This window comes from Denitrificimonas caeni, from assembly GCF_905120345.1.
GTDB lineage: Bacteria > Pseudomonadota > Gammaproteobacteria > Pseudomonadales > Pseudomonadaceae > Denitrificimonas > Denitrificimonas caeni_A.
Window position 1 is genome coordinate 311,382 of the sequence record NZ_CAJHOA010000003.1, and the last position, 15,153, is coordinate 326,534.

Annotated in this window: 11 protein-coding genes; 8 read left to right on the plus strand and 3 right to left on the minus strand. The window is 50.8% G+C overall.

The genetic code is table 11. The features are described 5' to 3' along the window. Positions 1-134 precede the first annotated feature (134 nt). The 8 genes from JYJ62_RS07650 (at position 135) to JYJ62_RS07685 (ending at position 11,284) form a co-directional block, all read left to right on the plus strand. Positions 135-1,406, plus strand: coding sequence for a sensor histidine kinase (locus JYJ62_RS07650; RefSeq protein ID WP_205341612.1), 1,272 nt, complete (start codon positions 135-137; stop codon positions 1,404-1,406). Next, the gene (locus tag JYJ62_RS07655; protein WP_205341613.1) at positions 1,403-2,866 is read left to right on the plus strand and encodes a sigma-54-dependent transcriptional regulator; all 1,464 of its coding nucleotides are present in this window, start codon (positions 1,403-1,405) and stop codon (positions 2,864-2,866) included. Before JYJ62_RS07650 ends, JYJ62_RS07655 begins: the two co-directional genes overlap by 4 nt. A gap of 370 nt (positions 2,867-3,236) precedes the next feature. After that, positions 3,237-3,899, plus strand: a complete 663-nt coding sequence (locus JYJ62_RS07660; protein ID WP_205341614.1) for a GntR family transcriptional regulator — start codon at positions 3,237-3,239, stop codon at positions 3,897-3,899. Positions 3,900-3,902: 3 nt separating this feature from the next. After that, on the plus strand, positions 3,903-7,394 hold the full coding sequence (gene smc, locus JYJ62_RS07665; RefSeq protein ID WP_205341615.1) for a chromosome segregation protein SMC: 3,492 nt from the start codon (positions 3,903-3,905) through the stop codon (positions 7,392-7,394). A gap of 181 nt (positions 7,395-7,575) precedes the next feature. Beyond that, a complete protein-coding gene (locus JYJ62_RS07670; RefSeq protein ID WP_205341616.1) occupies positions 7,576-8,736 on the plus strand; it encodes a GGDEF domain-containing protein in 1,161 nt (386 codons plus the stop codon). A gap of 153 nt (positions 8,737-8,889) precedes the next feature. Further along, complete coding sequence (locus JYJ62_RS07675) at positions 8,890-9,534, plus strand: tellurite resistance TerB family protein (protein ID WP_205341617.1); 645 nt, start codon at positions 8,890-8,892, stop codon at positions 9,532-9,534. 127 nt (positions 9,535-9,661) lie between these two features. Continuing rightward, positions 9,662-9,919 carry a DUF6489 family protein gene (locus tag JYJ62_RS07680; protein ID WP_205341618.1) on the plus strand — a complete coding sequence of 86 codons (258 nt, stop codon included), beginning with the start codon at positions 9,662-9,664 and terminating at the stop codon, positions 9,917-9,919. A gap of 150 nt (positions 9,920-10,069) precedes the next feature. Next, a complete protein-coding gene (locus JYJ62_RS07685) occupies positions 10,070-11,284 on the plus strand; it encodes a serine hydrolase domain-containing protein (protein WP_205341619.1) in 1,215 nt (404 codons plus the stop codon). A gap of 111 nt (positions 11,285-11,395) precedes the next feature. Here JYJ62_RS07685 and JYJ62_RS07690 read toward each other — a convergent pair whose 3' ends face one another. Genes JYJ62_RS07690 through JYJ62_RS07700 form a run of 3 tightly spaced genes read right to left on the minus strand, consistent with a single transcriptional unit; the run spans position 11,396 to position 15,083 of the window. Beyond that, positions 11,396-12,022: a PqiC family protein gene (locus tag JYJ62_RS07690; protein WP_205341620.1), complete on the minus strand. Its 627-nt coding sequence runs from the start codon at positions 12,020-12,022 to the stop codon at positions 11,396-11,398. Next, the gene (pqiB, locus tag JYJ62_RS07695; protein WP_205341621.1) at positions 12,019-13,659 is read right to left on the minus strand and encodes an intermembrane transport protein PqiB; all 1,641 of its coding nucleotides are present in this window, start codon (positions 13,657-13,659) and stop codon (positions 12,019-12,021) included. Before pqiB ends, JYJ62_RS07690 begins: the two co-directional genes overlap by 4 nt. Then, positions 13,659-15,083 carry a paraquat-inducible protein A gene (locus JYJ62_RS07700; RefSeq protein ID WP_332461633.1) on the minus strand — a complete coding sequence of 475 codons (1,425 nt, stop codon included), beginning with the start codon at positions 15,081-15,083 and terminating at the stop codon, positions 13,659-13,661. Before JYJ62_RS07700 ends, pqiB begins: the two co-directional genes overlap by 1 nt. Positions 15,084-15,153: the final 70 nt, after the last annotated feature.

Sequence of the window (15,153 nt, forward strand, 5' to 3'; positions counted from 1 at the left end):
GGCGTAGCCTTACTTAATTAAGCCGATAAAAAATCTGTTGTGCTCTGTTACGAAAGGGCGGCATGCTTTTTGCAGAACTCATCTTAGACCAGTTGTTGTGACTGATTTTTGACGTTTTAAGTTGAGTACTTGCTATGACCGCTCCGTTAACCACCCAGCAGAGTCGATTAAATTCCGTTGACGATGATGCGCCGGCAGTTGTCGAGCTGCAAACACAGCTTGCGCAGTTTACCCGCTTGAGCGAGCAGTTTGCAGGCTCTTTGCAGTCGATGCAGGCGCGTTATGTACAAGTGCAAGACGAATTAGCGCAGGTGAGCGCCCAGCGATTGCAAGAGTTGGCAGAAAAAGAACGTTTGGCGCAGCGCTTACAACAGATTTTAGATGTGCTGCCCGGCGCAGTGGTGATTGTTGATGGACATGGCTTGATTAAAGAGGCGAATCCAGCCGCGATCAATTTGCTGGGCGTGCCACTGCTCGGCGTGCTGTGGCGCGAGGTGATTGTGCAATGTTTTGTGCATCGCGCCGATGATGGTCATGAAGTGTCTTTGCACAATGGCCGACGCGTCTCGATTGCTTTGCAGGCGCTGCCCGGTGAGCCGGGACAATTGATTTTATTAACCGATATGACCGATACCCGCCGCTTACAAGCTGAGCTGGCGCAACATGAGCGTTTATCGGCACTCGGAAAAATGACCGCAGCGTTAGCCCATCAAATTCGTACGCCGTTGTCCGCGGCGATGCTCTACGCCAGTCATCTGACTGAAAAGACTTTAAATCCTGAACTACAACAGCGCTTTGCCGGACGTTTACAAGAGCGTTTGCATGAACTGGAACGGCAAGTGCGCGATATGTTGTTGTTTGCCCGTGGGCCTTTACCACGCGAGCAGCGCAGCAGTGTTGCGCAGTTATGGCAGGCGTTACAGGAGGCTGCCGAGCCACACTTGGAGATCCATCGACTGCGTTGGCAGTGTGATGTTGTTGACTCTGCACAGGTTGGTTTGTTGTGTAATCAGGACGTTTTGCTGGGTGCGTTGCTCAATTTATTGCATAACAGTGCGCAATCAGCCACGCAACCGGTGGCGATTAAAGTGCATGTTTATCAGCGCCAGGGCACTTTGCGCTTGGTAGTTAGCGATAACGGTGACGGTATGGATGCGCAGCTGCTCGAGCACGTGCAAGAATCGTTTTTTAGCCGTAAGAGTAATGGCACTGGCCTCGGTTTAATGGTGGTGCGCGCGGTGGTACAAGCGCATCAGGGACGTTTTGTGTTGCGCTCGAAAGTGGGGCGTGGCACCTCGGCATTGGTTGAACTGCCATTACTGGCTGATTTTGTTGAACAGTGTGAGGCGCCAGTTGCTGCCTCTGCGCATAACAGTGCGCCTGTGCTCGCTGGAGACTATTTATGACAGTGCGGATTTTATTAGTTGAAGATGACCGCTCACTGCGCGAGGCGTTAGAAGATACGCTGGCATTAAGTGGTTACGATTGCGTAGCCGTGGCAGATGCTCAGCAGGCGTTGCATGCGCTCAATCAACAAGTATTTAGTTTGATGCTCAGCGACATCAATATGCCGGGCATGGATGGCCAAGATTTACTGCGAACAGTGAATGCGCGCGTGCCGGGAATGCCGGTGGTATTGATGACTGCTTACGGTGATGTGCAAGGAGCGGTGCAGGCAATGCGTGAAGGGGCGGTGGATTATTTATTAAAGCCGTTTACCGCGCAGGCTTTGCAAAAAGTGCTTGAGCGTTATGCCGTTGGTTTGGTTGCGGTGGACGATCAGCCGGTTGCTGAGGATGTATCGAGCCAGCAGTTATTGGCACTGGCAACGCGTGTCGCGCAAAGTGATTCAACAGTGTTATTGACCGGTGAATCAGGCACCGGCAAAGAAGTGTTGGCGCGTTATCTGCACCAACAATCGCCACGTCAGCAGCAGCCTTTTGTGGCGATTAACTGTGCGGCGATTCCTGAGAATATGTTGGAAGCAACTTTATTTGGTCACGAGAAAGGTGCTTTTACCGGCGCAATCACCGCGCGTCCGGGTAAGTTTGAGCAGGCCAATGGCGGGACTTTGTTGTTAGATGAGATTTCTGAAATTCCTTTGGCGCTGCAGGCCAAGTTGTTGCGCGTCTTGCAAGAGCGTGAAGTAGAACGAGTCGGCGGTCGCCAGCTTATTCCTTTGGATGTGCGGGTGATTGCCACCAGTAACCGTGATTTGCCCCAAGCGGTGGCAGCTGGTGAATTTCGCGAAGATTTGTTTTATCGAGTTGCGGTTTTTCCTTTGGCTTGGTTGCCGTTGCGTAAGCGGGTGGCGGATATTGTGCCACTGGCTAAGCGTTTGTTGGCGGTGCATGCGGCTAAGCAGGGGCGTAAAAGTGTGCGTTTTTCTGAGTGCGCGCAACAGGCTTTACTGGATTATGCCTGGCCGGGTAATGTGCGCGAATTAGATAATGTGGTGCAACGGACGTTAATTTTGCAGATGGGTGAATTGTTGTCTGCGGAAGATTTGGGTTTGTATGCTTTTGCTTTGTTGGGACGTTCAGCGTCAACGCCGGTGTTGCCTACCCTGAGTGATCGAGATGTTGCGCAAGAGCCTGCGACTAATGTGAGCAAAACTGCATCTGCCGAAACATGGGTCGCGTCTGCTACTGCTGCACCAGCGGAGGTGACTGAGTCGTTGCCGGCAGCTGAGCTTGAGGATGATGTGCGTCGGCATGAATTTCGTTTGATTGCACAAGCGTTGCAAGCTGAACAAGGTCGTCGCGAGCGAACTGCACAACGCTTGGGTATCAGCCCACGAACTTTGCGTTACAAGTTGGCGCAGATGCGCGAGTTGGCCGAGTTTCGCGCGTTGCTTGAGGGCTAGCGCCTATTATGCAATACGCCACGCAGCGGATTATTAACAGAACAATAAAAAACATCCGGTATAGTTGTGCGCATGCGGTACTGCGCAAGTGTCGTTCTTCTCTCAATGCGCCGTCCTCGCGCAATTCGAAGGCTACGCCAGCCATGACTACGCTTGCCACGTGACTCGCGCGGTACTCATTGAACAGTGATGGTGTTTGCCAGTTTTTGCTAGGGCTGTAGTGCGCTAGCCATCAAGCTCGATATTGATCCAGGTTTTATGCAATTCTTGTTGTGCAGGGTGAGAGTTGTGCGGGATTAATCCACAGCGCTGTAGTTGGGTTTTTTTGTTACACTGCGCGGATATTTTTAAGCAGAATAATGAGCCAGGTATGTTGCGACACAGTGCTGGCGGTTTAACCCAGAGTCTTGCTGATGCACTGGCGCAGCGTATTATTAGTGGCGAACTGCCGGCTGGTTTTGCGCTGCGAGAAGTGGCGATTACTGAGAGCTATCAGGTCAGTCGTAGCTCGGTGCGTGAAGCGTTGTTATTGTTGCAGCGCCGTTACTTAGTCGATATTTTTCCGCGACGTGGTGCGCAGGTTCGCGTGTTGACCGCACAGAACGTGCAAGATCTGTATGACTTAAGCACCGAGTTATATATATTGCTTGGCACCTTACTGGCGCAGCGTTGGCGCACTCAAGGGCAATTGCTGCCTTTTCTAGAGGTGCGGCGGGCCATGCAGTTGAGTGTGCAAAATAATGATGTTGAAAGTTTTATTAAGCATTGTTTTGCGGTGGTTGATGTAGCTGCGCCGGTTGTTAATAATCTTTACTTACAGCAAGCCCTGGGCAATGTTATGCCGGCGGTGAGTCGTACTTATCATTTGGCTTTCAAGCAGCGGAGCGCTGAAATGGGGCAGTTTACTCGTATCTTTGATCAGTTATTGGTCGCCGTGCAGGCGCGCAAAGTTGATCAGATCCGCCTGCTGCTGCAGTCTTATGCGCAAAAGAATTGCCAGCTGGTACTGCACGTTTTGTCGGAAGAGCACTGATTTATGCGTCTGAAGTGCATCCGCTTAGCGGGCTTTAAATCTTTTGTTGATCCCACCACGGCCAGCTTTCCAAGCAATATGACCGCTGTGGTTGGACCCAATGGTTGTGGCAAGTCCAATATTATTGATGCAGTGCGTTGGGTGTTGGGCGAAAGCTCAGCGAAGAACCTGCGCGGCGAATCGATGACGGATGTGATTTTTAACGGCTCCAACACCCGTAAACCCGTCGCACAAGCCAGTATTGAATTGGTGTTTGATAACAGCGATGGCAGCTTGCTGGGCGAATATGCCAGCTACGCGGAAATCTCCATTCGCCGCCGCGTCACCCGTGAAGCACAAAGCACTTATTATCTAAATGGCGTGAAGTGTCGCCGCCGTGATATCACCGATATTTTCCTCGGTACTGGCCTTGGCCCACGCAGTTACGCAATTATTGAACAAGGGATGATTTCCCGTTTGGTCGAAGCGCGTCCTGATGATTTACGCATTTTTATCGAAGAAGCGGCGGGTATCTCTAAATATAAAGAGCGCCGCCGCGAGACTGAAAACCGTATTCGTCGCACTCAAGAAAATCTTGAACGCTTATTGGATTTGCGTGAAGAGTTAGGACGACAAATTGAGCGCTTGCAACGGCAAGCGCATGCTGCGCAAAAGTATCAAGAATACAAAGCCGAAGAGCAGCGCTTAACAGCCCAGCTGACCGCGTTACGTTGGCAGCAACTGAATGTTCAAGCTGGCGAACATGAAGCAGTGATCGCTGAGCAAGAAGTGGCCTTGGAAGCCTGCATTGCGCAACAGCGCCAAGCCGATGCGAAAATTGAATTATTACGTGACGGTCATTATGAGCTTTCAGATTGTTTTAACCGTGTGCAAGGGCGTTTCTATGCCATCGGTGCCGATATCGCCCGCCACGAACAAAGTATTCAGCACGCCCAGCAACGCTTACGTCAGTTACAAGATGACTTACAAGACGCCGAACGGGCACGCTTAGAAACCGAAAGCCATTTGGCCAGCGACCGTCAGTTATTGACTCAGTTAGAGCACGAGCTTGCGCTGCTGAGTGAGCAAAATGCTGAAGCAGAGCTCAATGAAGAATGCTCGGCGGCAGCGTTTATGCAGGCTGAAGATAACATGCAAGACTGGCAGGAACGTTGGCATAGCTTCACCCAGCAAAGCGCGCAACCGCGTGCTGAAGCCGGCGTGCAGCGCACGCGGATTGAGCAGCTTGAACAAAGCAGCCAACGCTTAAACAGTCGCCAACAACGCTTACAAGACGAGCAACAGAGCCAGCAAGAAGATCCGTTGGCAGAGTCGGCGGATGAGCTGGATGAGCGCGTTGAGCAAGCACAAGCGCATCTTGATGAGTTATCCGCCAGCCAACAATTGCACGCGGCGCAGTTGCACGACACGCAAGAGCAATGGGCGGAAAAGAATCAACAACAGCAACAAGCACAAAGCCAGCTGCAGCGCTTGCAAGGCCGCATTTCTGCATTAGAAGCGCTACAACAAGCGGCTCTGAACCCTGAACAAGGCGTACAAGAGTGGCTGGAAACTCAGCAACTGCAACAGCAACCACGTTTGCTGGAAGGCTTGCGAGTTGCTGCCGGATGGGAGCTGGCCGTTGAAACGGTGTTAGCCGCTGATTTACAAGCGGTGCAAGTCGATAGTTGGGTAGACCTGCAGCTCGACGGCTTACACAATGGTCATTTACGTTTGGTCAGTGATAGCGCTGCAGTCGCGCCGGTTAACAACAGTTTATTAAGCAAGGTCTTGGCGTCTTCGCTGGATGTGTCACCATGGTTAGCCAGCGTGTATGCCGTTGAAACTTTAGATCAAGCGCTAGAATTACGCGCGCAGCTAAACAGCGGCGAAAGTGTCGTCAGCCAAGACGGTTATTGGTTGGCTGCGCACTTTTTAACCGTGCAACGTGGCGATGAAAATAACACTGGTGTGCTGGCGCGTGCGCAAGAGTTGGACGAGTTGCTATTAACTGTTGCCGAGCTAGATGAGCAACAGCAGCAATTAGATCATCAGTTGCAAGATCTACACAGCGCACGCCACAAGGTGCAAGAACAGCTCGAACAATTGCGACGTGATGAGCAAGCAGCGCATCGAGTCTTGAGTGAATTAAAAAGCCAGCTCTCGGCCAAGTTAGCCCGTGTTGAGCAACTACAGTTACGCCGCAGCGCGATTAGCGCCGAACTGGACGATGTCAGTGAACAGCAGCACATCGAGGTAGAACAGCTCGCTGAGGCACGCTTATTACTGCAAGATGCGTTGGATAACATCGCCGCCTCCGAGCAACAGCAACAGCAGTTGCAGGCTGAACAAAATCAGTTGCGCACTCATCTGGAACAGTTACGCCAGCAAGCGCAGCAGGATAAAGATCAGCGTCATCAATTGGCATTGCGCATCAGCACGCTGACCACGCAAAAGCAGTCAACCGAACAGGCCTTGCAGCGTTTAGCGCAGCAATGTGCTCAAGCCGATCAGCGCCGCGAACAGCTTAATTTAAACCTGCAAGAAGGCGAGTCGCCGATTGATGAGTTGCGCGCGCAGTTGCAAGAGTTATTGCAGACGCGCTTAGCCATTGATGATGAATTACGTGCGGCACGTACTGCGCTAGAAGATGCCGACACGCACATGCGCGAAGCAGATAAACAACGCAGCCAAGCTGAGCAGCGTGCGCAAGGTGTGCGTGAACAGCTGGAACGCCAGCGCTTGGCTTGGCAAACCTTAAGTGTGCAAAAAGATACGCTTAATCAGCAGTTGCAAGCCCTCGAATTGGATGTGCATCAGCTTCTGGAACAACTTCCTGTCGATGCCGAAATCAATGCTTGGCAACAACAACTCAACGCTGTCGCCGCGCGCATTGAGCGTTTAGGCGCGATTAACTTAGCCGCGATTGATGAGTATCGCCAGCAGTCTGAACGCAAAGCGTATCTGGATGCGCAAAACGATGATCTAGTAGAAGCGCTGGATACCCTCGAAAACGTGATTCGTAAAATCGATAAAGAAACTCGCAATCGCTTTAAAGAAACCTTTGATTTAATTAATAACGGTTTGCAAGAGCTGTTTCCTAAAGTATTTGGCGGCGGCCATGCCAGCTTAGAAATGACCGGCGATGATTTGCTCAGCACCGGCGTGGCAATTATGGCGCGGCCACCGGGCAAGAAAAACAGCACCATTCACTTGCTCTCCGGTGGCGAAAAAGCACTGACCGCGCTGGCGCTGGTATTTGCCATCTTCCAACTCAATCCTGCTCCTTTTTGCATGCTCGATGAAGTCGATGCCCCTTTAGACGATGCTAACGTGGGCCGCTATGCGCGTTTAGTGAAAGAAATGTCTGAGAAAGTGCAATTTATCTACATTACCCACAATAAAATCGCCATGGAAATGGCTGATCAATTACTTGGTGTCACTATGCTAGAGCCAGGTTGTTCACGTTTGGTAGCGGTGAATGTCGAGGAGGCGGCGGCGCTGGCGGAGAGTTAAAGAAGTGGTGAAACTCCAAGTTTATTCTACAAAGTACTCTAGCTGGTAAGTATTCATGTGTGGAAAAGACTTTTAAGTGCAAGTGCGTATGTTGGTGAGCAATGTTAAAATTGACCACGCTAGGGTTTACAACTCATAATCATTCTTCAATGTTTTTAAGCAAAATGGATAATAATAAAATATGCTTTTAGACATTCACACACTGTTGGTTGCGGTGGCATTGGTCACGGCATTTTGCGCAGGCGCCAGACTTTTACTTTGGCGGATGCATTTGGCTATCCCGGGGTTGGGTCTTTGGGCTTTGGCCGGTGTTTGTAGTGTCATTACGTTTAGCTTGATCTTGCTATATGGGATATTTTATTGGCCGCCAGCTTTATCCATCGCACAATTATTTATAATCGTTGCTCTGGGTCTAAGTTGGGAGGGTTTTCGACGCTTCCTTGATAAGCCGCCCTTAACACCTTGGTTGTTGGCAGGTGTTGCGGTGATTGGGTTAATTTGGCTTGTAATAGCACAAGCTCAGTATTCAGTTGCAGCCAAAGCCGCCAGTAATGCTGTTCTGGTGGCGGTGTTATCGATAGTGATTGCCCGTGTTTTACTCCTATCGCCGCAACAAAACACACCTGCAGTACGTGTTACCGGATATGTTTATGCGATCAATGCCGCAGTTTTTTTGTTACGCGCGGTTGTCGCCCATCAGCACCCAGAAATAGCCGATCCAGTGGACCCCAACGGCGTTGCGGCGTATATGCTGCTTTGGTTGTTATGCTCGATTATTGCTATCACGCTTGGGATGGTCTTGATGACCGCTGAGCGCCTCCAAGCAGATCTCAACAACCAAGCGAATCATGATCCCTTAACCGGTGCACTTAATCGACGCTCCTGTGATTTGCTGTATGACAAGGCCATCGCCCACGCTCGGCGCCACCAGCTCCCGCTAAGCGTGTTAATGATGGATCTCGATGAGTTCAAAAAAGTGAATGACTACTTAGGTCATTCGCTTGGTGATAAAGTTTTATGCCGGTTCGTTGCTGTCGCGCAGAAAATACTGAGAGAGGACGATACGTTTTGTCGCTTTGGTGGTGAGGAGTTTGTCGCTGTATTGCCAAACACTTCCGCTCAAGCAGCCTTGGCTGCAGCCAATCGATTGCGTAACGCCTTTGAAATAAACTCAGCTTTAATAGAAACTAAAAAGCGTCATCAGCCCTTTACGTTGACTGTCAGTATTGGGATTGCCGAATTGCAAGCCGATGAGGATTTCGAAAGCCTTCTGCGCCGTGCCGATAGCGCTTTATATCTGGCCAAAGATAATGGCCGTAACCGTTGCGAGATTGCGGTATAAAGACTTCTTAAGTCTCGGCCAGTTTATAGTGATTTAATCGGCTAAGAGGACTTTATAGCCTAGCGCAAAGCCTGAGTAGCATAAGAATTCAGCTTCAGTTAAGCGCGACCAGTGATAATTTTAGTTTCAGATTATCCTTGTAAGGAATTTAAAATGGATACCCGAGGCTTGCTTGATCAACTACTAGGCGCCGGAAAATCATTACTTAACAAAAGCGGAGTGACCACTCCCGACGGGAACATCAGCGACTATGGCAAGGGCGCGGCTACGGGGGGATTGATTGGTCTGCTGCTGGGCAGTAAAACAGGTCGCAAGCTGGCGGCTTACGGCGGTCTTGCCGCTTTGGCTGCTATGGCGTGGCGTGCTTACAATAAAAAGCCCTCCGCAGCGACCTCTAGCGTCTCGCCGCTATCATCGGTAAACAGTCAGACTGAGAGTCGAGTCGTACTGCGTGCGGTTTTGGCGGCGGCGCGGGTTGATGGTCATATCGACAAACGTGAACGTGCTCTGATCGATCAAGAGATTGCTCGCTGTGGTGGTGATGCGTCGTTACGAACCTGGATAGAGACGCAGCTGAGCGCGCCGCTGGACCCGCAGGCGATTGCCAGCGAAGTAGCGGGAGACCCGCTACTGGCCAGCGAAGTTTATCTCGCTAGTGTGTTGGTGATTGGCAGTGCCGATTTTCTCGAGCGTAGCTATCTTGACCGCCTTGCCGAGCATCTCAATTTGGATGCAGAGCTGCAACAGCGCCTAGAGAGTGAAGCGATTAGCGGTCAAGTCTATTTAGCCGCGCGCTAGGGGTATGGCAAGCCTAGTGACGACATGAGTCGCTCAGCGTTGGTAATTTTCCCGCGTATTACCGACTGCCTCAGCAAACCTGTTAGATTAAAACTGATGCTTTAATTTAAAACAAAAGGTAATGCACATGAAAATTACTATGGAAATAGATATGAGCCCAGAAGAAGTCAGAAAAGTGATGGGCCTGCCTGATGTTGAACCCATGCAAAAGGAATTGATGGCAAAGATGCAGGAGAAAATGAATACCTATGTCGATGAAATGAGCGATCCTGAAATGTTTATGAAGCGCATCATGCCGATGGGCATACAAGGTATGGATCAGGTTCAGGAGTTCTTTTCGCGCGTTGCTAATGCGGCTGCAGATAAAAAAGACAATAAGTCTTAGGGTGAAAATGCTTAAAATGAAGGGTCGATACCGGCCTATCGGACGTCATTCCGATAGGCTCTGAGTGCTTATCCAACTTTATGATCGCTCGTATTATTGGACGACTCTGCAGTTAATGCTTGATAACTCATCCGACAAGGCACTGTCTCTATGACCGAATTCAAACCACTTGCTGGTCTATCATTGGATCGACTTCGCACTATTGAAAGCCACATTGATCGCCACTATATCCAACCTGGAAAATTGCCCGGTACCCTGACACTGGTTGCCCAGCGAGGTGAGATTGCCTATATAAAAGCGCAGGGGATGATGGATGTTGAGCGCAATAAGGCGATGTGCCGAGATACTATTTTTCGCATCTATTCCATGACCAAGCCAATCACCTCTATTGCCATGATGCAGCTTTACGAGCAAGGGCGGTTTTTGCTGGACGATCCGGTGCACCGCTATATTCCGGCATGGAAAAATCTGCAAGTTTACAAAAGTGGTGTCTACCCTGATTTCATCACCACACCTGCAACCCGCGTCATGACCATTCGTGACCTGCTCACGCATACGTCAGGACTGACCTACGGGTTTATGCAACGCACCAACGTGGACGCTGCCTATCGCCAATTGGGGCTTGATGGTAGCGAGGGTTTAACCTTAGAGGCACTGGTTAGCCAGCTGGCGGAACTGCCGTTAGAGTTTTCACCGGGTACGGCCTGGAATTATTCCGTTGCTACGGATGTGTTGGGTTATCTGGTGCAAATACTGGCCGATCAGCCCTTTGACGAGTATCTACGCGAGCGTATCTTCGAGCCTCTGGGTATGGTCGACACCGGCTTTCAGGTGGCTGATGCTCAGCTTGAACGTTTCGCGGCCTGCTATCAGTATGAGGCTGGCAATCAATTCAAGCTGCAGGACGATCCAGCGATATCGCCTTTCCGCCGCAAAGGAACCTTTCTGTCTGGCGGCGGTGGGCTGGTCTCGACTATTGACGATTATTTCCATTTTGCCCAAGCGCTCTGTCAAGGAGGGGCGTTGCAGGGACAGCGGATTATTGGTCGCAAAACACTCGAGTTCATGCGCAGCAACCACTTACCCGGTCATCAAGATTTGCCCAGTCTCTCCGTCGGATCGTTCAGTGAGGCACCTTACGCTGGGAGTGGCTTTGGCCTAGGCTTTTCGGTAAAGACTGACGTTGCTAAATCTCAGATCAACGGGTCGGTTGGCGAATACGGTTGGGGTGGTATGGCGAGTACCAATTTCTTTATCGATCCGGTCGAGGAGCTGGTGATGATTTTCATGACGCAACTTATTCCCTCATCGTCCTACCCCATCCGCCAAGAATTGCGGGCTATAGTGAATGGCGCGTTGATATAAAAGGTACCATTGCCTGGTTGCGGTTTATATCAATGCGCTTTTGTTTAGCATCTGAGTCAATCTTTTTTACTGCGAAAACAATACTTACAGCCTCAATAAGTAACGCGCTTATTAGCGACTGCCCAACGTATCTTCTGCCAATGCGGCGGCCAGTTGTTCACTCACTTGATCCCACGCGGCTGCTAAGGTGCGCACGAGGGCCGGATAGCCGTCGGCGAGTAGTGGCTGCACAATCTTAAAGTTTTCTTGCTTGAGTAACTGGCCATTCTCGTCTAACAACAGCCATTGGCCTTGGACTAGCGCACTGCCGTCATAACGTCCTTGAAAACCATTGACGCTGACTCGGATTTCCCGCTGCGCTAAGCCCGCTTGCAGTGGTTGTCCTTTAGCGATGATTTGCGCGCGCGGCAGGCTTAATGTGAGTCGCTGCTGTAGCTGCTGTTGTAATTGGATAGCGATGTCTTCGGCCCAGAGGTGTTGCTGCGCTTGATGCACTTCAATATCATTCAGTGCCATCACTATCCCAGCATTATCCAGTAAGCCTGTCAGGCGAATGGGAGCGATAGCCACAGCTAAGGCGCTGGAATACTGCTGCTGCGGAGTGCTGGCGGGCAATATATAGGTGCTGGGCTGAACCGTTTTGCTGGCACAGCCGGCAATCAGCAATAGGGTGACTCCTGCGAGTAGAGCGCGCGAGCCAGTTAATGCGACTCGGTTAATCAGTGCACAAAAACTCATGGTTTAGCCCTCGGTTGTGGGTCTTCAGTGAGTGTCTTATTGAAAATAAGCGCATTAGGTTGATTGCTTAAGGTGCGGATCACCGGCTGCATCTCTTGCATAAGCTTTTCTAGACGAGATAAGCTTTGCGTCAGTTCATTATAGCCTTGTGAGTCGGGTGCAAATCCGCTCAATGTGTCGCGCAGCTGGCGTATGCTGGCATCGATATGCTTGGGCATCTGGCTTATGGCAGGATCGGCCAGCAGTTGATCGACCGAGGCGGCAATGCTATTTACCTTCTCCATGGTCTGTTGCGTGCTGACCAGCGTTTTGTCCAGCGAGGCTATAACCGGCTCAACGTTGAGATGATTCAGCTTATCCAGCAGGTTAGAGACCTTTTGCTCGATTTGTGCAAAACCGGCCGAGATGGTTGGGAAAACCGGCAGCTCGGCAAAGCTCATCGGCTTAAATGGCAGCGCCTCTTTATAGAAGTTAAGATCCACAAATAAAGCACCGGTCAGCAAGTTGCCAGATTTAAGTGTGGCGCGCATACCATGTTTAACCATCTTGTCGAGTCGGCTGGCCCATGCCTTTAGATCGGTGTCTTGCGACTCGTCATTGTCAAAACGTTGTGGCTCAATGCGGATCAGTACTGGAATTGCAAAGCGGCTCAGAGAGTCGGGTTGGGGGGCAGTAAAGTTCCATGGCACACTGATTACTGTTCCGATGCGTACGCCTCGATACTCGACCGGGGCATTATCACTTAAGCCACGCACCGTATCATCGACCAACAATACATACTCTAAATAGTCATTATAATGGCCTTCTTGGGCACTTTTTTCGTCACTAAATAAGACATAGTCGGCATCTTCTTTGGCTTGACTGCCCATGGGGGAATTGCTGGCGACGCCAAAGGTGATACCGCCACTGATTAACGACTCTAATGACGCCATATTGACGCTAAACCCTTGTGAGTCTAATGAAATGTCGAGCCCAGAGGTGGTCCAAAAGCGGGTGTTGCTGGTGACTAAGATTTCATACGGTGATTGAATATAAAGGCGGTGGTGCATTTCGCGCAGTTCAGGATCAAAGCGGCTGTCTTCCACTCGGCCAACGGTGTAACCCTGGTAGGAGACGGCGTCACCAATACGCACTGAGCTACCCACATGGCTGGTTAAGTTAATCCGTAGACCCGGTGCATCAGCTGGGGCAATGGGAGGGTTTTCTAGCACGGTAAACTCATCTTGTTTCTCTGTACTGTTGCCCGGTAATAACTGAATATAAGCACCGGACAGCACAGTCCCTAAACCACTCACGCCTTCAAGGCCGATGCGCGGTTTCTCCACCCAAAACTGGGTATCTTTATTGAGCATCTCGTCGGCTTGCGGGCTCATGCGGGCAATCAGCACGGCGTGCTTGAGATCCTTAGATAGACTGACCTTTTCGATTTTACCGATTTCCACGTTGCGGGTTTTAATCAGGGTTTTGCCGGCTTCGATGCCTTCTGCAGTCTCTACGGTCAGCGTAATGGTCGAGCCTAAGCGGCTGAGGTTGTCATAGAGCATCCAAGCACCGATCAATAAAGCGACGATAGGCACAATCCAGACGGGAGAAAAAGAGCGCTGAGTCCGCCTTAGAGCATGGGTAGGTTCCGACATTATAAGTGTTCCTTGGCTGAAGAATGAGGCCGTTGTATTGAGGGCGCGGTGCTTGAGTCAGTGGTGTTGGGGTTCGGTTGCCAAATGCTGCGCGGATCAAACATCATCGCCGCTAACATGGTTAATATGACTACCGAGGTAAAGGCCAGTGCGGCTGGACCAGGGGCAATAGATATTAAGTCGCCGCTGTAGATCAGCGCCACCAAAATCGCCACGACGAACACGTCGACCATCGACCAACGACCAATAAACTCGGTAATACGATATAAGCGGTTACGGGTTAAGCGACTCATGGGCTGTTGTTGTCGTTGCACGACAAAACATAACCATAATAAAGACAGCATTTTCCCGACCGGCACAACGATACTGGCAATCAGGATCACTAAAGCTATCGGCCAATCACCACTTTGAAAAAACAACAGCACGCCGGCTAAAATCGTTGACGGTTCTGTGCTGCCTAACGAGGTGGAGATCATAATGGGATATACGTTCGCCGGTATAAACATCACTATGGCTGCCCCGAGTAAGGCCAGCGTGGTTTGTGTATTGACGCCCTGATAAGGATGCAGTGGTTCGTCACAGCGCTCACAACGCCCACCGGCAGTAATAGGGTTAACCAAACCGCAAGTGTTACAACCGGTCAGACCTTGCGGAGCGGCGGCCTGACCTAAGAGGCCGCCGGTTGGCGCCATAGGTGTCGAGTCGAGTGCTTGCCATAACCAATCGCGGTCTACGGATTGGCTGGTGAACAATAACAAGAGCGCATAGCCACACACTGTCCAAAAGGATAAGCCCAGCTCAACCTCAGCCATACCAACAATTTTTATCATGCTCACTAGAGTGCCGATCACAAAGACATCGGCCATCATCCACGGCGTGACATAGTTCAACATGCGCGCGAGGAGTGGGCTTTTCGGTAATGGCTGACCGCGAATAATGCCGACACACAGCCAGCTCAGTGCTGTTAAGTACAGTAGCGGCAAAATAAGCACGGTGAGCAAGATAATCAAAGCGACCAAGGATTGATTAAAACTCAGCAAGGAAGACACCGTCTCCGAGAGTTCAATCCCATTGCCGAACCCTTGCAGACTAAAGCCCAGAAAAGGAAACGACAGCGACAACCCCAGCATAATGAGAGTCGCAATGGCCAAGGCTAGACTGCGCTCAGCCGCATTGGCCTGGCGGCGTACCAAGGTGTGATTGCAGCGTGGACAGTCAGCTTTCTCTCCAGTCTTCAGTGGGGGCAAGGCCAGCAATAAGTCGCATTCGTGACACACTCTGAGGCGGCGCCGAGAAACGCTGCTCGAGTCGGCAGATCCTCTAGGGCAGGCGTGCGTATCTTCTGTTAATAAAGGGCTCGTCAATCGTATGTTTCCAGAGTATGGACAGTCAGTCAGGCGTATTAGGGCAGTGTCACTCTGCACTTTACTTGCACAGGTTTTTTATACTGCGGGTATTATCCGGTGTTTTATAGATCAATGACATAGGTAAGAC